Source organism: Janthinobacterium sp. GL_088 (genome assembly GCF_057837845.1).
This window is the reverse complement of record NZ_CM174453.1, coordinates 3,232,288-3,250,931: the sequence shown is the minus strand read 5'-3', so window position 1 is coordinate 3,250,931 and position 18,644 is coordinate 3,232,288. Positions and strand designations below refer to the sequence as shown.

Sequence of the window (18,644 nt, the reverse complement as noted above, 5' to 3'; positions counted from 1 at the left end):
CCTTTTGCTTTAACAAGCGCCCCCCAAGCGCCACGACACCTGGCAAAACCGTAGCGAGCGGCAGTGATTTGTGGCCGAGAAGCGCAACCGTACTCTAGTACGGTGAGCATCGCCGGCCGCAAAGCGCGACGCGCAGTAGGTTTGGCCAGGTGTCCATCCTAGCCGCCGGTTTGTGCCATGAACCTGATAATTTTATCGGGCTGCGTATTGAAATCATGCTGCTGCGGCTTGAGTTCGATGGCGGCGCGGATCGCCGCTTCGATCTCCGCATCCGTGGCCCCGCCGCGCAGCATGGGGCCGAGGGCGAATTTCTCTTCCTGGCCCAGGCATAAGTACAGGGTACCATCGACGGACAGGCGCACGCGGTTGCAACTGGCGCAAAAATGCTGCGACATGGGCGTGATAAAACCGATGCTCGAGCGTCCATCGGCTGTCGCCATGTAGCGCGCCGGCCCGCCGCCGAGCTCCGTTGCCTGCGGCACCAGGCCAAAACGTGCCGCCAGGCGCTCGCGCACGGGACCGAGCGGCATGTAGCTGGCATTGCGGCCCGTGCTGCCCATCGGCATGGCTTCGATCAGGCGCAGGATGAACTGCTGCTCGATGCAGAACGCCGCCATGGCCTCGATCTGGCCGTCATTGACGCCGCGCATGGCCACCATATTGATCTTGATCGGGTCGAAACCGGCCGTCTTGCCCGCCATCAGGCCATCGAGAATCGGTTGCAGGCTGTCGCGCCCCGTGATCTGCTGCATGCAGGCGCGGTCCAGCGAATCGAGGCTGACGTTGATGCGGTCCACGCCCGCCGCGCGCAAGGCCACGGCATGCTTGCCCAATTGGGTGGCATTCGTCGACAGCGACAGGTCCTGCAGGCCAGGCAGCGCCGTCAGCTTGCGCGCCAGTTCCGGCAGGTTGCGCCGCAACAGGGGCTCACCGCCCGTCAGGCGCACGCGGCGCGTGCCGAGGCGAACGAAGATGCCCAGCAGGCGCTCGATCTCGTCGAACGTCAGCCAGTCCTTCGGTTCCTCGAAGCCGCGAAAGCCCTTGGGCATGCAGTAACTGCAGCGCAAATCGCAACGGTCGGTAACGGACAGCCGCACATAATCGATCGAACGGCCAAAACGGTCCTGCAACTTGACGCACCCCATGACGCTACTCCTGTTTCTTTCTTGATTGTAAAGGCTGGGGCACGATCTGGCTGTGCCCCAGAAGGCCTAGCGGCCTACGCCTTTCGGACTACGCCTTTCAGCCTACTGAACCAGCGGACTGGCCGTGCCTTCCAACTCGACACCGGCGATCTCGGCGCGCCCCACCAGCAAGTGCAGGTACTGGTGCACGGCGCGTTGCCACGCGGCGCGCGACAGGCGGTCGGCGATCTGCGCCTGCACCGCCTCATAGGCGATGGCCTGGCCTTCGACCCGGCGCAGTACTTGCACGATGTGGTAGCCGAAGCGCGTTTCCAGCAAATGGCCGGCCAGCGCGCCCTCTTCCAGGCGGAACAGCAACGCGTCGAATTCCGGCACGCTCTGGCCCGGCGACAACTGGCCCAGGTTGCCCCCCAGGGCGCCGGACGGGCAGTTCGAATACTGCGCCGCAAGTTCGCCGAAGCGCTCGGGTGCCAGTTTCAGGGCATCGAGCACGGCTTGCGCCGTCGTGCGCAGCAGCTCCAGCGGCGCCTCGGGCGTCACCTGGAACAGGATGTGGCGCGCCTCGACCAGCGCCCCACTACTGAACAGCTGCGGGCGCTGCGCATAAAAGGTGCGGCAAGCCGCATCGTCGGCGGGCGGCACGCGCACTTCCTGCGCGAACAGCGCTTCGATGCGGTCGTCAGTACTGCCACCCTGCACGCCGAGGCGTTCGGCTTCGTCGAGCAGGAGCCGGCGCAGCACCAGTTCATGCACGGCCTGTTTCAGCGGATTGCCGGCGCCGTCGTGATGCGGCAGCTCCTGCGCGATGTCGGCATCGTCGATATCGATGCCATTGACGGAGATTCCCATGATGTGACTCCTTTCTTAGCGGCGACGAACCAGTTGATAGGCGCGGCCGAGATATGCCACGGCGCCGAAGCCGCTCCACACGTGCACCAGGCGGGTGAACGGGAAGATGACGAACAGCGACATGCCCATGAACAGGTGCAGCTTGAACACCAGCGGCGCATCGACGATGAAGCTGGCGGCGTCGCCGCGGAAGGTCACGATGTGCTGCGCCCAGTTCATCAGCAAGACCATCATGTGGCCATCCATGTGCGACGCCGAGACAAAGATCGACGACAGGCCCAGCAGCAAGGTCAGCAAGATCCACACCATCACCAGCTTGTCGCCGGCCGTGGTGACGGCGCGCAGCCGTTCATTGCCGAAGCGGCGCGCCAGCAGGATCAGTATGCCGACCAGGCACAGGCCGCCCATCACGCCGCCGGCCGCCATGGCCACGCCCTGCTTCAGGCTATGCGACACGCCCAGGGTATCCCATACCCAGACAGGGGTCAGCAAGCCGGCCGCATGGCCGAACAGCAGGCCGATGATGCCGATGTGGAACAGGATATTGCCCAGGCGCAGGCTGCCGCGGTGCAGCAGCTGGCTGGAATCGGACTTCCACGTGTATTGCTCGCGGTCGAAACGGATCAGGCTACCGAGGAAAAAGATGGCCAGCGCGATGTATGGATAAATGCCATACACAAATTGATGCAAATAATTACTCATGATGTACTCTCCTCATGCGGGCGCAAGCGGCCAATTAAGCAGCGCGCCGCGGCTGCGGGTGAAAATGCACGGGATGGACGCCGCCCGGAACTTGGCCCGGACCTTGGCGCAGCAAGGGCTCGACGCCGTCCGCACCGGGACCGAAGGTTTCCAGCGCTTCGTCCATGTCGCGCACCGGCGGTTCGGCCAGCATTTCTGCCGCCACGGGGCTCAAGCGTTCGAGCAAGGTGAAGACGGGCGCGTACGGGCTGCCGTTGGCCGTCAGCTTGCGGCCGATGTGCGCCAGCACGTGGACGGCGTCGCCCAGCAGCGGTGCCGAGACTTCCTCGTCGAGCTGTGCCAGAAACTCCAGGAACAGGGGCACGAAGTCGGGCAAGTCGTCGCCCACCATTTGCAGGCCGTGGCGCTTGTATTCCTCCATCAGATCGACCATGGCCTGGCCCCGGTCGCGCGATTCGCCGTGGATATGCTCGAACAGATGCAGCGAGTGCGACGGATTGCGGTCGAACGTGGCCACGTACTGCTGCTGCAGGTCGATCAGGCTGCTGCTTTCCAGGTGCGCCAGCAGGGGCCGCAGCAGCGCGTGCTGCTCCGGCACGGCCGCCAGCGCGGCGTCCAGCTGCGGCAGGTGCGCGATCAGCTCGGGCTCCGGATACAGCAGCAGGCGCGAAAGGATTTGGTAGTGATGCATAGCGTGTTCCATATCAGCTCCTTAAGCGCCTGGCGCCGTTTTGCGCGACTTCGGCATCTGCATGAAGATGGCCGAACCGTGTTTTTTCTTGCCGAACAAGGTCGGCTCGCTGGTGCCGTCCGAGCAGCCGTTGCCGAAGCTGAAGCCGCACGAACCCTTCTCGTTGAAGCTGTCCTCGGCCATTTCCTTGTGGCTGCTGGGGATGACGAAGCGGTCTTCGTAATTGGCGATGGCCATGATGTGGTACATGTCCTCCACCTGCGCCTTGCTCAAGCCCACTTGCTTCAGAACCGTGAGGTTTTCCACCTTCTCGACGGTCTTGCTGCGCATGTAGGCACGCATGGCCAGCATGCGGTCCAGCGCCGTGACGATGGGCGGCTGGTCGCCGGCCGTCAGCAAATTGGCCAGGTACTGCACCGGAATGCGCAGGCTTTGCGTGTCCGGCAGCATGCCGTTCACGCCCAGCTTGCCCGATTCGGCGGCCGCCTGGATCGGCGACAGCGGTGGCACGTACCACACCATTGGCAAGGTGCGGTATTCGGGATGCAGCGGGAACGCCACTTTCCACTCGACGGCCATCTTGTAGACGGGCGACTTGACGGCAGCTTCCAGCCACAGGTCGGGAATGCCCTGGCGGCGCGCTTCGGCGATGATGGCCGGGTCGTGCGGGTCGAGGAACAGGTCGAGCTGCGCCTGGTACAGGTCCTGCTCTTGCGGCACGGAGGCGGCAGCCTCGATCTTGTCGGCGTCGTACAGCAGCACACCCAGGTAGCGGATGCGGCCCACGCACGTTTCCGAGCACACGGTAGGCTGGCCCGCCTCGATGCGAGGGAAGCAGAACGTGCACTTCTCCGCCTTGCCGGAGGACCAATTGTAGTAAATCTTCTTGTACGGGCAACCGGAGATGCACATGCGCCAGCCGCGGCACTTGTCCTGATCAATCAGCACGATGCCGTCGTCTTCGCGCTTGTACACGGAACCGGACGGGCAAGACGCCACGCACGTCGGATTCAGGCAATGCTCGCACAGGCGCGGCAAGTACATCATGAAGGTGTTTTCGAAGGTGCCGTACATCTCCTTCTGCATGTTGTCGAACAATTTATCCTTGCTACGCTGGGCAAACTCGCCGCCCAGGTCATCTTCCCAGTTCGGACCCCACTCGATTTTCTCCATCTTTTTCCCCGTCAGCACGGAGATCGGACGGGCCGTCGGCGGCGTCTGCGACAGCGGCGCGCTTTGCAGGTGCTCGTAGTCGTAGGTGAACGGCTCGTAGTACTCGTCGATGGCGGGCAGGTTCGGGTTGGCGAAGATATTCGCCAGGATTTTCAAACGGCTGCCCTGGCGCGGCTCGATCTTGCCCGCATCCGTGCGGCGCCAGCCGCCATTCCACTTGTCCTGGTTTTCCCACTGCTTCGGATAGCCGATACCCGGCTTGGTTTCCACGTTGTTGAACCATGCGTATTCGACACCGTCGCGGCTGGTCCATACGTTCTTGCAGGTGACGGAACAAGTGTGGCAGCCGATGCACTTGTCCAGGTTCAGCACCATGCCGATTTGCGCTCTGATTTTCATACTATGCTCCTTCTTCCTGCAACGGGCCTTCGAGCCAGTCGACCTTGTTCATCTTGCGCACCAATACGAATTCATCGCGGTTGGAGCCCACCGTGCCGTAGTAATTGAAGCCGTACGCCAGCTGGGCGTAGCCGCCGATCATGTGCGTCGGCTTGGGCACGGCCCGCGTCACCGAGTTATGGATGCCGCCCCGCTTGCCCGTCATCTCCGCGCCAGGCACGTTGATGATCTTTTCCTGGGCGTGGTACATCATCGTCATGCCGGCCGGGATGCGCTGACTGACGATGGCACGCGCCGTCAGGCTGCCATTCACGTTGAAGACTTCGATCCAGTCGTTGTCGACGATGCCGGCCGTCTGCGCGTCCGTCTCCGACAGCCACACGTGCGGTCCGCCACGCGACAGGGTCAGCATGCGCAGGTTGTCCGAATACGTGGAGTGGATGCCCCACTTCTGGTGCGGCGTCAAAAAGTTCAGCGCCAGTTCCTTGTTGCCGTTCGGCTTGGTGCCCAGCAGCGCTTCCGTCGTCTTCGTGTTGATGGCCGGCTTGTACACGCACAGTCCCTCGCCGAAATCGCGCATCCACAAATGATCCTGGTAGAACTGCTGGCGGCCCGTCAGGGTGCGCCAAGGGATCAGTTCATGCACGTTGGTATAGCCGGCCGTGTAGCTGACTTCTTCGCTTTCCAGGCCAGACCAGGTGGGCGAGGAAATGATCTTGCGCGGCTGCGCCTGCACGTCGCGGAAGCGGATGCTGTCATGCTCGCGCGGCAGCGCCAGATGCGTATGCTCGCGTCCCGTGATGGCGGACAGCGCGGCCCAGGCTTTCACGGCCACGTGGCCATTCGTTTCCGGCGCCAGCGACAGAATCATCTCGGCCGCATCGATGGCCGTATCGAGGCGCGGCTGGCCCTTCGACACGCCTTCTTCCAGCACCGTACGGTTGATGCCGCGCAGGACGTCGACTTCATGCCCCGTTTTCCAGGAAATGCCCTTGCCGCCGTTGCCGATGCTTTCCAGCAGCGGGCCGATCGAAGTGAACTTCTTGTACACGTCGCGGTAATTGCGCTCGACCACCGTCATGTTCGGCATGGTCTTGCCGGGAATGGCGTCGCATTCGCCGGCGCGCCAATCCTTGGGATCGAAAGGCTGGCCCAGTTCACCCGGCGTGTCGTGCATCAGCGGCGTGAGGATGATGTCTTGCTGGGTGCCCAGCAGCTCGCCGCCGATTTCCGAGAATTTCTCGGCCAGCCCTTTGTAGATTTCCCAGTCCGACTTCGATTGCCACAGCGGCTGCACGGCTTCGGACAGCGGGTGGATGAACGGATGCATGTCCGACGTATTCAGATCGTCTTTTTCATACCAGGTGGCCGTCGGCAGCACCACGTCGCCATACAAACACGTGGTCGACATACGGAAGTCCAGCACCACCAGCAGATCGAGCTTGCCTTCGGCGGCCGGGCGCACTTTCACCTGTTTCGGCGTGATGCAGTCGTCTTCGTCGCTGAGCAAGCCATTCTGCGTGCCCAGCAGGTATTTCAGGAAGTACTCGTGGCCCTTGCCCGAGCTGCCGAGGATATTCGAGCGCCAGACAAACATATTGCGCGGGAAGTTGGCCGGGTTGTCCGGGTCGTCGCACGAGAATTGCAGCTGGCCCGCCTTGATCTGGTCGAGCGCATACGCGGCCGGTGCCTGCCCTGCCGCCTTGGCGGCCTTCGCCACTTCCAGCGGATTGGTTTGCAGCTGCGGCGCCGATGGCAGCCAGCCCATGCGTTCCGCCTTGGCGTTGTAGTCGAGCAGGGTCAGGTCGCCCGTGCCGCCGGCCGCCGATGGCGAGGCGATGTCGCCCGTTTCCAGCTTTTCGTGGCGCCATTGGCTCGTGTGGGCATAGAAGAACGAGGTGCCGTTCATCTGGCGCATCGGGCGTACCCAGTCCTGGGCGAAGGCCAAAGGCGTCCAGCCCGTTTGCGGACGCAGTTTTTCCTGGCCCACGTAATGGGCCCAGCCGCCGCCGGACTGGCCGATACAGCCGCACATCATCAGCATATTGATGATGCCGCGATAGGTCATGTCCATGTGGTACCAGTGATTCAGGCCGGCGCCCACGATGACCATGCTCTTGCCGCGCGTCTGGTCCGCGTTCTCTGCGAACTGGCGCGCCACGGTAATCACGTCGGCGCGTTTCACGCCCGTGTGCTTCTCTTGCCATGCGGGGGTGTACGGCACGTCATCGTCATAGCTTTCCGCGACATTGGCGCCGCCGAGGCCACGGTCGATGCCGTAGTTGGCCAGGGTCAGGTCGAACACGGTGGTGACGAGGCCCGTCGTGCCATCGGCCAGGCGGATGGTTTTCACCGGCACCTTGCGCAGCAGCATGTCGGACGCGTCCTTGCCGCCGAAGTAGGCGAAGCCCACTTCCGTGACGGCGTCGCTGTCATTGATCATGGAGAGCATCGGCACGATGGGTTCGCCGCTGCCGCCGGCCTTCTGTTCCAGGTTCCACTTGCCCGATTCGCCCCAGCGGAAGCCGATAGAGCCGGCCGGCGCGGTAATGGCACCCGTGGTTTCGTCGATGACGAGGGTTTTCCATTCCGGATTGTTGGTTTCGTCGAGGTTGTTGTCCAGGTGCGAAGCGCGCAGGAAGTAGTCGGGCACGAGGGTGCCGTTATGCTCCTTGAGCAGCACCAGCATGGGGAAGTCCGTGTACTGGCGTGCGTAGTCGCGGAAGTAGGCGCTCTGCCCTTCCGAGTGGAATTCCTTGAGGATGACGTGGCCCATGGCCAGTGCCAGCGCGGCGTCCGTGCCCTGCTTCGGCGCCAGCCAGATGTCGCCGAACTTCACCATTTCGCCATAGTCGGGAGAGATGGCCACGGTTTTCGTGCCCTTGTAGCGCACTTCCGTGTAGAAGTGGGCGTCCGGCGTGCGCGTCATCGGCACGTTCGAGCCCCACACCATCAGATAGGTCGAGTTGTACCAGTCGGCCGATTCCGGCACGTCCGTCTGCTCGCCCCACACTTGCGGGCTGGCCGGCGGCAAGTCGCAGTACCAGTCGTAGAAGCTCAGGGCCACGCCGCCGATCAGGGACAGGTAGCGCGTGCCGGAGGCATAGCTGACCATGGACATGGCGGGAATCGGCGAGAAGCCGACGACGCGGTCCGGGCCGTATTTCTTGATCGTCAGCGCATTCGCGGCGGCGATGATTTCATTCGATTCGTCCCACGTGGCGCGCACGAAGCCGCCCAGGCCACGGATGGATTTGTACTGCTGCGAGCGCACGGGGTCCTGGCTGATCCAGTCCCAGGCCGTGACGGGGTCCATGGTCTTGCGTGCTTCGCGCCACATTTCCATCAGGCGGCCGCGCACCATCGGGTATTTCACGCGCTGGGCCGAATACACGTACCAGGAATAGCTGGCGCCGCGCGGGCAGCCGCGCGGTTCGTGGTTGGGCAGGTCGGGCCGCGTGCGCGGGTAATCGGTTTGCTGGGTTTCCCAGGTGATCAGGCCATTCTTGACGTACACCTTCCAGCTGCATGAACCGGTACAGTTCACGCCATGCGTGGAGCGCACGATCTTGTCGTGCTGCCAGCGCTGGCGGTAGGCGTTTTCCCAGGTACGGTCTTCATCGACCACGGTGCCATGGCCGTTTGAAAACGGCTCGGCGGGCTTGCTAAAAAATTTCAGGCGGTCCAGAAAGTGACTCATGCTACCTCCACATTGCGCCGCAGGCAGCGACGCCAGGTCTTAAAAAACGCTGCAAGCAGGATGGCTCAAGCGTCGATACAAACAGTCTATCGATGCGCCGCGCCCGGCGGTATTGGCAAGAAGTCGGTTTCCGGCACCAGGAATGCATAGGCGGATAGTCACTATTGCCTATGGGCGGCGCGACGGAGCTGCGGTATACCTGTCGTCATCGTTCAACACAGAGAAAGAGCATCATGCCGATTACCGATTACGCCAGCCTGCTGCGCAGCGCCCGCAACCAGGAGCAGCCGCAACGCCTGCTGTTCACCTTTACCCAGGCGCAGGCCCAGCCTGGCGGCCAGGGAAAATCCCTCACGCCCGTGATGTGCGCCGACAAGCTGCCCGAGGAACTGGACAGCTTCGAGACATTGAAGGAGGAGTCGAAACAGATGCAGACGCACTGGGACGTGGTCTTCGTGGCGGGACTGGCGGGTCGCGAGGGCCAGCCACCGGCGGCGCAGGAATGCGAAGCACCCCTGCGCGCCATGGTGACGGCCATCGAGCAAGGCCGCATCGACAGCCTGCTGGCGTTTGACCGCAGCGGGGATTTGTTACGTTTTAGCTGAGTCCGGCCAAGGGCGCTCGTGCAAATGACGCGCCCGCTCGATGGGACAGACCAGCGGCAGAAACTGCTGCTGGCGCGCGGAATACGCCATCAGCGCCCCGCTGTCGATATCGAAATACCATCCATGCAATTTCAATAGTCCCTGCTCCACCCGGCGCTTCAGCCACGGGTAGGTGAGCAGGTTATCGAGCGACTGCAATATGCTGGCCAGTTCGCACGCGTGGTGCTGTTCCGCCGACGAGCGGTGCGCCAGCTCGCGCCGCACGCGCTGCGCCACCGGTTCGGCAATGCGCATCCACTGCCCCACGAAGTCCGTTTCCTGCCCTTCCGCGCGCGGCTGCGGTTCCAGCAGCGCGCGGATGCCGCCGCAGCGCGCATGGCCAAGCACGATGACCCTGGCCACTTCGAGCTTGCAGACGGCGAACTCGATGGCCGAACTGACGCCGGGCGGCGCGTCCGGGGTACAGCGCGGCACCAGGTTGGCGATATTGCGCACGACGAACATGTCGCCCGGGTCGCTGCCCGTCAGCAGCATGGGATCGACGCGCGAATCGCAGCAGCCAATCAGCAAGGTCGAGGGCCGCTGCCCGTCGCGCAGGCTGTCGTACAAGGTTTGCGGCTCGCTGAAGTACTGCTGCTGAAACAGGCTGAAGCCGTTGACGAATTTTTCCAGTTCTTCCATGACTACCTCGAATACTTTATACAGCGCCCGGCAAGCAGGACTTGCCAGGCGTTCTGACGCTAACTAGCACGGCATAGCCGCGTTCTTGCGCGCATAGCACCACCAGGTGATCGCGATGCAGCTGACATAAAAGCCGATGAAGCACCACAGGGCCGCGTCGGGGCTGCCCGTCAGCGCAATCGAGGTGCCATAGCTTTTCGGGATGAAGAAGGCGCCATACGCGGCCACGGCCGAGGTAAAGCCCAGGACGGCGGCGCCTTCCTTGTTGGCGTCGACGATCGCTTGCTCCTGCACCGCCTTGCCCTTGCCGGCCGCCGCGCGCTGGTGTTCCGTCAAAAAGATCACGGGAATCATGCGGAAGGTCGACGCATTGCCGATACCCGTGCCGGCGAACAGCAGCATGAACATCCAGAAGAAGCCGTTGAAACTGCCACCAGTGCCACCTTGAGGCATGAAGTACAGCACGCCCAGCACGGCGCCTATCATCAAGAGGAAGGACCACAGGGTGACTCTGGCGCCGCCCAATTTATCGGAAATCACGCCGCCGGCCACGCGCGCCAGCGCGCCAACCAGGGGTCCGAGGAAGGCGTAATCGAGCGGGTTCACGTCGGGGAACTGGATCTTGATCAACAGCGGAAAGGCGGCCGAATAACCGATGAAGGATCCGAAAGTGCCCGTGTACAGCCAGCACATGAGCCAGTTGTGCTTGCGCTTGAAGATCACGGCCTGCTCGGAAAACGAGGCTTTCGCCGACGCCAGGTCATTCATGCCGAACCAGGCCAGCAAGGTGGACAGCGCGATAAACGGCACCCAGATGAAGCCCGCGTTTTGCAGCCACATGTCCTTGCTCACGCCATTTTTCACCCAGGTGAGCGAATCGCCGCCCCAGGCGCCGAAGACGGCAAACGTGATCACCAGCGGCACGACGAACTGCACCACGGACACGCCCAGGTTGCCCAGGCCCGCATTCATACCCAGCGCGAAGCCCTTGCTCGCCTTCGGATAGAAAAAGCTGATGTTGGCCATCGACGAGGCGAAATTGCCGCCACCGAAGCCGCACAGCAGCGCCAGGATCAGCATGGTCGGGTAGCCCGTGTTCACGTCCTGCACGGCCAGGCCGATGCCGATGGCGGGAATCAGCAGGGAACCCGTGGAAATGGCCGTCCAGCGGCGCCCGCCGAAGATCGGCACCATGAACGAATAAAAGATGCGCAAGGTGGCGCCGGACAGGCCCGGCAAGGCCGTCAGCCAGAACAGCTGGTTGTTACTGTAAGTAAAACCGATGTTGGGCAGATTGACCACCACCACGCTCCACACCATCCACACGGCGAATGCCAGCAGCAGCGCGGGAATCGATATCCACAGATTGCGCGCGGCCGTGGCCTTGCCCGTGTTTTGCCAGAAGCTCGGGGTTTCCGGCTCCCACGTATTGATCATGTAGCGGCTCATGCTTTAACTCCTGCAGGTTGAGGGATAGTCGCCGCGCGTAGCGGCTTGAACGAGAAATACATCCAGACGAGGGAAACGCAGACGGTGCCGTACAAGAGCATGAAAGAGCTCGAACGCACGCCGGTGAGGTCCACCAGGGCGCCGAACATCACGGGCAGGATGAAGCCACCGAGACCGCCTGCCAGGCCGACCACGCCCGAGACGGCGCCGATGTTATCGGAAAAATCATCGCCGATGAACTTGAAGACGGATGCCTTGCCCACGGCCATGGCGATGCCGACGATGAACAGCAGCACGGTGAACCACAGCGGCGACAGGCCGATGTGGAAAGCCAGCGGTCCCGTGACGGTTTCCACCACCATTTGCGTTTGCGGATACGACAGCAGGAAGAAGCACACCCAGCACACCCACATCACGGCCCAGGTGACTTTCGCCGCGCCGTATTTGTCTGAGATCCAGCCGCCAAACGCGCGCAGCACGCCGCCCGGCAGCGAGAAGCAGGCGGCCAGCAGCGCCGCGTGCTTCAAATCGAAGCCGTATTCGGCCACGTAGTACTTCGTCATCCACAGGGCCAGCGCCACGTAGCCGCCGAACACCACCGAGTAGTACTGGCAGTAGCGCCACACGCGCGGATCCTTCAGCACCTTCATCTGCGCCGAAAAGCTCTCGCCCGATGGCGCCAGGTGCGATTTGTCCGTGTACGAAAACAGCCAGAAGATGATGGCCGTGGCCAGCATGGCGACCGCATACACCTTGGGCAGCATCTGCCAGCCGAAGGCGGCGACGATGCCCGGCGCGACGAACTTGGTCAGTGCGGAACCGGAGTTGCCGGCGCCGAAGATGCCCATCGCCAGGCCGCGGCGCTCCTTTTCATACCAGCGTGCCACGTACGGCGTGCCGACGGAAAACGAGCCGCCCGCCAGGCCGACGAACATGCCCAGCACGAGGAAATGCCAGTAGGCGGTGGCGTAGGAGATCAGGTAGATCGGCACCACGCTGGCCAGCATCAGCCAGAAGAAGACGCGGCGCCCGCCGTATTTGTCCGTCCAGATGCCCAGCGGCACGCGCACGAGGGAACCCGTCAGCACGGGCATGGCGGCCAGCAGGCCGAATTGTGTTTCAGTCAAGCCCAGGCTGGTCTTGATGGGAATGCCCAGCACGGCAAACATCATCCAGACTGCAAAGCAGATGGTAAATGCGAAGGTACTGCTGACCAACACGGAAAACTGCTTGCGCCGTATGCCGGGTTCGACTGCCTTGTTACTACTGTTGTTCTTAGTGCCATCTAGGGTAGCCACGATGTTTCTCCATGAATGCACTGGCCGTCTGGCCAGCCGTCCCGACCAGCTTACGTGGCAGAGGGGAAAGGCACTATCGGTCACAGGGTGATTCTGGAAAGGCAATCTGGATAGCCGTATCGGCAAAAGTGACTAGATGGCGCGGTGCGGATCTAGCCTGGATGGCGGGTGTTTTACAAACGGACGCATTTTTGGCACACTCGGCGCCTGGAGAAAAAGGATCGGCATGCAGAACAGAACGGAAGCAGATGAAATCGTCACCCGCGTGGCCGGGCATGGCGATGTGGCAGCCATGCTGGCCTGCGACGCCTACGCGCAGGCGCATGCCAGCCGGGGCGATGCCGTGCGCACCGCCGTCGGCAAAGGTCAATGCCAAGTGGCCATCCGGGCTGGCCAGGTGGCCGGCTATGTCCTCACGCACGACGATTTCTTTGGCTACGGCTTCGTCTCGCTGGTGGTGGTCGCTCCCGGCCAGCAGCGGCGCGGCGTGGGTTTGCGCCTGCTGGCCGCCGCAGTAGCCGCGTGCCAGACAGGGAAAATTTTCACGTCGACGAACCAGTCCAACCTGGCCGCGCAACAGCTGTTCGCCAGCGCGGGCTTCGTGCGCAGCGGCCAGATCGACCATCTCGACGAGGGAGACCCGGAACTCGTGTACGTGAAATTCCTGCGTTAGCAGCGTCTCATCCCGACGACGTATGGCGCGGCGCGCCAAAGGCGGCTATGCTGGCGCCACCGTCAATCAACGCCCACCACATCACGCATGGATTACCTGAGCCTCAAGCATTTCCACATGGGTTGCGCCGCCGCCAGCGGCTTTCTTTTCCTCTTGCGCGGCGCCTGGATGCTGCGCTCCTCTCCCGCGCTGCAGCAGCGCTGGGTGAAGATATTGCCCCACCTGGTCGACACGGCCCTGCTGGCCAGCGCCATCACCCTGGCCGTGTGGAGCGGCCAGTCGCCGGGCAGCCAGCCCTGGCTGGCCGCCAAGCTGTGCGCGCTGGTGGCCTACATCGTGTTGGGCACCATCGCCCTGAAACGTGGCAAGACGCCGGCCGTGCGCGGCGCCGCTTTCGCGCTCGCCGTGCTGGTCTTCGCCTACATCATCGCCGTGGCCGTGACCAAACAGGCCTGGCCATTCTGACACATCAGAAGAGGTAACGCAGGGTGACGCTGGCGTTGCGCGGCGCGCCCCAGTAACCCTGGTTGTACATGCCAAGCTGGCTGTAGTAATGCTTGTCGAACAGGTTGTTGATGTTCGCCTGCAGGGACAGCTGGCGCGACAGCGCGTACTTCGCCATCAGGCTGGCCACGGCATAGCCGCCCTGCTCCACGCGCTCCATGCCCTTCGGCCCGCTGGCATCGCGGTAGGCGCCGCTCTGCCAGTTCACGCCGCCGCCCAGCGACAAGGCCCGCCAGTCGCCATGCAGCTGATACGTGGAAAATACGCGCGCCAGGGTTTGCGGCACATAGCTGTTCAAGCGCGCGCCCCCGTTGTCCTCGGCCGCCGCATGCGACACGCTGGCCGACACATTCCAGCCTTGCGCCAGTTCGCCCGAGACATCGAGTTCCACACCCTTGCTGGTGGTACCGGCTGCCGCGTAATACGCCTGCGTCAGTGAATTGCCGACAAAATGGCCCGTATCTTCCTGCGCCAGGCCATCCTGCGCGATGCGGAACACGGCCAGCGCCGCATTGAGCTTGCCGCCGAAATACTCGCCCTTCACGCCCGCTTCCAGATTCTTGCCCTGCACGGGATCGAGGTAGCGCCCGAACCGGTCCTGGTAGCCCTGCGGCTTGAAGATTTTGCTGTAGCTGGTGTACAGCGCATGCTGCGCGTCGATATCCCACACCAGCCCCGCGTAGGGCGTGACGGCATGCTTGGCGTAGGCGTAGCTGCCGCCCCAGTCATCGACGTGGTCAGCCTTGTAGCGGCTGTAGCGCGCGCCGACGATCAGTTTCAAGGAGTCGGCCAGCGAAAAACGCGCCGTGCCGTAGATGCCGCGCTGCTGCACCGTGTCGAGCAACTGCCAGCGCGAGAAATTCGGGTTGTTCCAGTCCGGTTCCGGCGTCACGCCCTGCCATTGATGGAAATTGCCGTAATCGACGCTGCCGCCGGCCAGGCCCGGATTACTGGCAAACTGGTTACTGCCCGAGACGCCAAACGCCAGGTCGTGCGTACGGCCCAGCAGCTGCAGCGGCCCCTGCACATAGGCGTCGACGCTGTCCTGGCGCCGCGTGCCCGAATAAAAGCCGGTGTAGCCCGTCACGCCCTGACCCGTGGCCTTGTCCGGCCAGGTATTGGCGAAAAGCTCGGCCGCCGAATAATTGCCCCAGCCGTGATTCAGCATGGCGGTCAGGCTCCAGCCGCTACCCAGGCTTTGCTCCAGGCGCAGGAAAGCCGTCTGGCTGGTGCTGAACCAGCGGCTCCAGGCGGTCGCCGTGGTGGCGGAGCGGGGCAAGGTGGCCCGTTCGCCATCCGCATACCACAGCGGCAGGCCGCCATACATGCCGCCGCGCGGGCGGTTGTCCTGATATTCATAGCCGGCGATCAGCACGCTGCCAGGCGCCAGATCCGCTTCCACGGTGGCGTAGGCCATGGCTTTCTTGCCGTGATACAGACTCACATACGATTCGCTGTCCTGGTAACTGGCGACGACACGGCCACGCACCTTGCCATCGCTGCTCAAGGGCGTGGAGAGGTCGGCGCTGGCGCGCGCATTGTTCCAGGAACCCAGGCTCACGGCCGCATTCCCGGCCAGCTGCCGAGATGACGCGCGCTTGCGCACCAGGTTGATGGTGGCCGATGGCTCGCCCGCGCCCGTGAGCAGGCCGGTGGCGCCGCGCACGATCTCGACCCGGTCGTAGGCCGTCATGTCCAGGGTGCTGTCGCCCACGCTGAACGCATTGTCGACCGTGGTGGGGATGCCGTCGTACTGGTAGCTGGCGATGGAAAAGCCGCGCGCAAAGAACGAAGTACGGTCGCTGTCGTAGCGGTTGATGGCCACGCCGGCCGCGTTTTGCAGCACCTCTTCCACCGTTTGCAGGTTCTGGTCATCCATCTGCTGGCGCGTGACCACGCTGACGGCTTGCGGCGTCTCGCGCACGGACAGGCCCAGGCGCGTGGCCGAGCGCATGCTCTGCGTCGTGTACGAGCCGCTGCCTTCCGTCGCGCCGTTCGCATCAAAGCTGGCGCTGACCTTCATCTCGGGCATGGTCTGGCCGCCATCGGCCGCCGCCACGTCGAGCACATAACCGCCATTCGCCTGCGGCACGGCGCGCAGACCTGAGCCGGCGACAATGGCGCCCAGCGCCGCCGGCACGCTGTAGCTGCCCGTCAGTCCGGCACTGCGCTTGCCCGCCACGGTGACAGCCTGGTAGGAAATCATGGTGCCCGTCTCCTGGCCGAAGCGCACCAGCACCTGTTCCAGGGTGCCGGCCGGTATCGCCAGTTCGATGCGCGCCGCATTGGCTGCCTGGGCAATAGGTGCGGCGGCCGAGGCGCCGCTGGCGGCGAGCAGCCACAGGGCCTGGCTGACGGCCAGCGCCGCTACGCTGCGGCGGCATACAGTGGAAGTGGAAGTGGCGTAAATAGGTGTTGTGCTGGGCATGCTGACTGTTTTCCTGAAAGTGAATGAGGGGTTCACTTGCTATGTCACGCGAAAATCGAAAAACCCTCAGTTTTTCAGAAAATAATCATGGATGCTGCCGATGCGGCACCACGGTCACCCAGAAGCGCGTGCTCTGGCGCACGTCGACGGGCAAGGTGCGCGTCAGCATGTCGAGTACCTTGTCGGTATCGGCCAGCGGATAGATGCCGGAGACGCGCAGGTGGCCAATAGCCGGGTCGCAGGCCAGGCGCCCATGGCGGTAACGTGCCAGCTCGCCGATAAAATCGGCCAGCGCCATGTCGCGCGCCACCAGCATGCCGGCCGTCCACGCATCGGCGCCGGCTGGCAGAAGCTCGACGGAGCCAACGCTGCCCGCCGTGAAAGTCGCTTGTTCGCCCGCCTGCAGCCTGCGCGCCACCTCAGGCGCCCGTTCCGGCACGATGTCGACGGCGCCCGCGAACACGCCCAGCTGCGTGCGTTCACCTTCGACGCGCACGGCAAAGCGCGTGCCCACCGGTTGCAAGCGGCCTTGCGGCGTGCGCACGACAAAGGGCCGGCCAGCCGCATCGTGCGCGGTCGTGACCATGATCTCGCCTTTGAATACCGTCACCAGGCGCTGACCCGCGTCGAAACGCACATCGATGCTGGACGCCGTGTTGAGGGCGATACGCGTGCCGTCTGCCAGCACGATATGGCGCAGCTCGCCCGTGCCGGTACGGTAATCGGCCAGCCAGAATCGCGCCTGTTCATCGCCGCCAGCCAGCCAGACGCAGCCGCCCACGGCCAGCAGCGCCAGGAGTTTCAAAGACTGGCGCCGCGCCGCATTCGCTTGCGCGTGCAGCGGCTTGCGGACCAGGGTGCCGTGCGCCAGCGGCGCGGGCAAGGCACGCATGCGCGCCATGCAGCCTTCCACATGCTGCCACGCTTGCTCGTTCTCCGGATCGCTGCCGCGCCAGGCGCGCCAGGCCTGCTCCACTTCGGGCGTGGCGTCGCCCGCCTGCAGGCGCACCAGCCATTCGACCGCCTGCAAGCTGGCCGCTTCCGGTGTGAGGGCACCCATTACGGCGCCAATTGGGAAAAGAAACACTGGTGCATGGCTTTGACCAGATAGCGCTGCACGGTGGCCAGCGAAATGTTCAGTTCCAGCGCGATGGCCACCTGCGGCATGCCATCGAGTTGCGACAGCAGAAAGGCGCGGCGCACGGCAGGCGCCAGGCCATCGAGGCGGCGGTCGATGTCGAACAGGGCTTCGAGCAGGATCGCCTGCGCCTCGGGATCGGGCGCACTTTGCGCCGGCAGGCTGGCCAGGGTTTCCAGGTAGGCCGCCTCCAGGTCGCGCCGGCGGTACAGATTGCCCAGCACGCCCTTGGCCACGGTCGTCAGGAAGGCGCGTGGCTCGCGCGCGGCGATAGCCTCGTCGCGGTTCAGCAGGCGCATGAAGGTGTCGTGCGCCACGTCGGCCGCATCAAACGCGTTGCCCAGCTTGTGTTTGAGCCAGCCTTGCAGCCACCGGTGGTGATCGTGATACAGGCTGCCCACCTCCTGGTGGACGCCGGATTGGGCAGGCGGCACGTCGCATACTCCCTGGCTTGCAAATAATAATGATTCGCATTCTATCTCTATGCGGTGCTGCGGCGCAAGCGACCTGCCGGCCGCCGCCCCACCCGGCAGGTGCTTACTTGGCGCGGTTTCTTTCCTGAATTTCCTTGCCAAGGGCGTCCTGTAGCCACCATTCACGCACCTCGAGCGCCTTGTTCTCGATGCTGGCATTGGCCAGCAAGGGATTTTTCTTCAGGTATGCGATATCCTCCTCGAAATTGTCGTGTATCGAAGCCACTTGCAGGGAACGGTTGGCATCCAGACGTCCCAGGTAGATGACCTTGCCAGCAACGACGTCAAACTCGATCGCCTTCGGCGACGATTCGGAGTACCTGGACCTGAATCCATAGTCAAGCAGCCAGATGATAACGCTGTAGCGTCCCGGCGTCAGCTGCAGCGCAAAGGTGCTGCCCTTGCCCGTGGGCACTTTTGGCAAGACATTCTGCAAGGCGACCTGGCCGGCGGGAGCATGGCTGGATAACCACAGACTTTTTCCCTCGAGGGCGGCAGGGTCGCTGCTGACAATGCCGAACCTGGCGCCATGCGCCTCGAAGACGGAGCTCTCGAACACGATGCCGACGACAACGCCCTTGGCAAGGTCGGGTGTCGTGTAGGTAAACGCAGGCGCGCTATTGCGGCCGGTGACGCAGGCCGACAACAGCGCAGGCAGCAAGACGGCGCACGCCAGCGCGCGCAGCATGGTGGTTCGGACAAACATGGATGATCCTGAATAAAATGAAGAAATGGG

At 63.5% G+C, this 18,644-nt stretch carries 16 protein-coding genes; 3 read left to right on the top strand and 13 right to left on the bottom strand.

What is annotated here, in order from left to right:
- Nucleotides 1-158: 158 nt before the first annotated feature.
- The 6 genes from moaA to AC3IQ7_RS14665 all read right to left on the bottom strand — a co-directional run bounded on the left by moaA (nt 159) and on the right by AC3IQ7_RS14665 (nt 8,659).
- Nucleotides 159-1,145 (bottom strand): GTP 3',8-cyclase MoaA, encoded by a 987-nt coding sequence (gene moaA / locus AC3IQ7_RS14690; protein ID WP_489206462.1) that lies wholly within the window; start codon nt 1,143-1,145, stop codon nt 159-161.
- A 102-nt stretch (nt 1,146-1,247) separates the two neighbouring features.
- A complete protein-coding gene (locus AC3IQ7_RS14685; RefSeq protein WP_034781603.1) occupies nt 1,248-1,994 on the bottom strand; it encodes a peptidylprolyl isomerase in 747 nt (248 codons plus the stop codon).
- A 15-nt stretch (nt 1,995-2,009) separates the two neighbouring features.
- Complete coding sequence (narI, locus tag AC3IQ7_RS14680) at nt 2,010-2,696, bottom strand: respiratory nitrate reductase subunit gamma (RefSeq protein WP_099376990.1); 687 nt, start codon at nt 2,694-2,696, stop codon at nt 2,010-2,012.
- 34 nt (nt 2,697-2,730) lie between these two features.
- The gene (narJ, locus tag AC3IQ7_RS14675; protein ID WP_233516041.1) at nt 2,731-3,399 is read right to left on the bottom strand and encodes a nitrate reductase molybdenum cofactor assembly chaperone; all 669 of its coding nucleotides are present in this window, start codon (nt 3,397-3,399) and stop codon (nt 2,731-2,733) included.
- Between the two features lie 9 nt (nt 3,400-3,408).
- A complete protein-coding gene (narH, locus tag AC3IQ7_RS14670; RefSeq protein ID WP_034751243.1) occupies nt 3,409-4,959 on the bottom strand; it encodes a nitrate reductase subunit beta in 1,551 nt (516 codons plus the stop codon).
- Between the two features lies 1 nt (nt 4,960).
- On the bottom strand, nt 4,961-8,659 hold the full coding sequence (locus tag AC3IQ7_RS14665) for a nitrate reductase subunit alpha (RefSeq protein WP_099376992.1): 3,699 nt from the start codon (nt 8,657-8,659) through the stop codon (nt 4,961-4,963).
- Between the two features lie 233 nt (nt 8,660-8,892).
- Here AC3IQ7_RS14665 and AC3IQ7_RS14660 point away from each other — a divergent pair, with 233 nt between their 5' ends.
- Nucleotides 8,893-9,264 (top strand): ribonucleotide reductase subunit alpha, encoded by a 372-nt coding sequence (locus AC3IQ7_RS14660; RefSeq protein WP_099376993.1) that lies wholly within the window; start codon nt 8,893-8,895, stop codon nt 9,262-9,264.
- On the opposite strand, the gene AC3IQ7_RS14655 is transcribed toward AC3IQ7_RS14660, so the two are convergent.
- The 3 genes from AC3IQ7_RS14655 to AC3IQ7_RS14645 form a co-directional block, all read right to left on the bottom strand.
- Nucleotides 9,250-9,945: a carbonic anhydrase gene (locus tag AC3IQ7_RS14655; RefSeq protein WP_099376994.1), complete on the bottom strand. Its 696-nt coding sequence runs from the start codon at nt 9,943-9,945 to the stop codon at nt 9,250-9,252. The two genes, AC3IQ7_RS14660 and AC3IQ7_RS14655, sit on opposite strands and share 15 nt — an antisense overlap.
- A gap of 63 nt (nt 9,946-10,008) precedes the next feature.
- Entirely contained in the window at nt 10,009-11,394 is a 1,386-nt protein-coding gene (locus AC3IQ7_RS14650) for a NarK family nitrate/nitrite MFS transporter (RefSeq protein WP_099376995.1), read from the bottom strand.
- Nucleotides 11,391-12,635, bottom strand: a complete 1,245-nt coding sequence (locus AC3IQ7_RS14645) for an MFS transporter (protein ID WP_489210451.1) — start codon at nt 12,633-12,635, stop codon at nt 11,391-11,393. The genes AC3IQ7_RS14650 and AC3IQ7_RS14645 overlap by 4 nt, the downstream gene beginning before the upstream one ends.
- Nucleotides 12,636-12,918: 283 nt before the next feature.
- Between AC3IQ7_RS14645 and AC3IQ7_RS14640 the strand changes: the two genes are divergently transcribed.
- Both AC3IQ7_RS14640 and AC3IQ7_RS14635 read left to right on the top strand, forming a co-directional pair.
- Nucleotides 12,919-13,365 carry a GNAT family N-acetyltransferase gene (locus AC3IQ7_RS14640; protein WP_489206461.1) on the top strand — a complete coding sequence of 149 codons (447 nt, stop codon included), beginning with the start codon at nt 12,919-12,921 and terminating at the stop codon, nt 13,363-13,365.
- An 87-nt stretch (nt 13,366-13,452) separates the two neighbouring features.
- Entirely contained in the window at nt 13,453-13,830 is a 378-nt protein-coding gene (locus AC3IQ7_RS14635; protein ID WP_099376998.1) for a SirB2 family protein, read from the top strand.
- A 4-nt stretch (nt 13,831-13,834) separates the two neighbouring features.
- On the opposite strand, the gene AC3IQ7_RS14630 is transcribed toward AC3IQ7_RS14635, so the two are convergent.
- The 4 genes from AC3IQ7_RS14630 to AC3IQ7_RS14615 all read right to left on the bottom strand — a co-directional run bounded on the left by AC3IQ7_RS14630 (nt 13,835) and on the right by AC3IQ7_RS14615 (nt 18,614).
- A complete protein-coding gene (locus tag AC3IQ7_RS14630) occupies nt 13,835-16,297 on the bottom strand; it encodes a TonB-dependent siderophore receptor (RefSeq protein WP_489210363.1) in 2,463 nt (820 codons plus the stop codon).
- An 85-nt stretch (nt 16,298-16,382) separates the two neighbouring features.
- Nucleotides 16,383-17,357 (bottom strand): FecR domain-containing protein, encoded by a 975-nt coding sequence (locus tag AC3IQ7_RS14625; RefSeq protein ID WP_489210361.1) that lies wholly within the window; start codon nt 17,355-17,357, stop codon nt 16,383-16,385.
- On the bottom strand, nt 17,357-17,869 hold the full coding sequence (locus tag AC3IQ7_RS14620) for a sigma-70 family RNA polymerase sigma factor (RefSeq protein ID WP_489210359.1): 513 nt from the start codon (nt 17,867-17,869) through the stop codon (nt 17,357-17,359). Before AC3IQ7_RS14620 ends, AC3IQ7_RS14625 begins: the two co-directional genes overlap by 1 nt.
- Before the next feature lie 103 nt (nt 17,870-17,972).
- Nucleotides 17,973-18,614, bottom strand: a complete 642-nt coding sequence (locus tag AC3IQ7_RS14615) for a hypothetical protein (protein ID WP_489210357.1) — start codon at nt 18,612-18,614, stop codon at nt 17,973-17,975.
- Between the last annotated feature and the right edge of the window lie 30 nt (nt 18,615-18,644).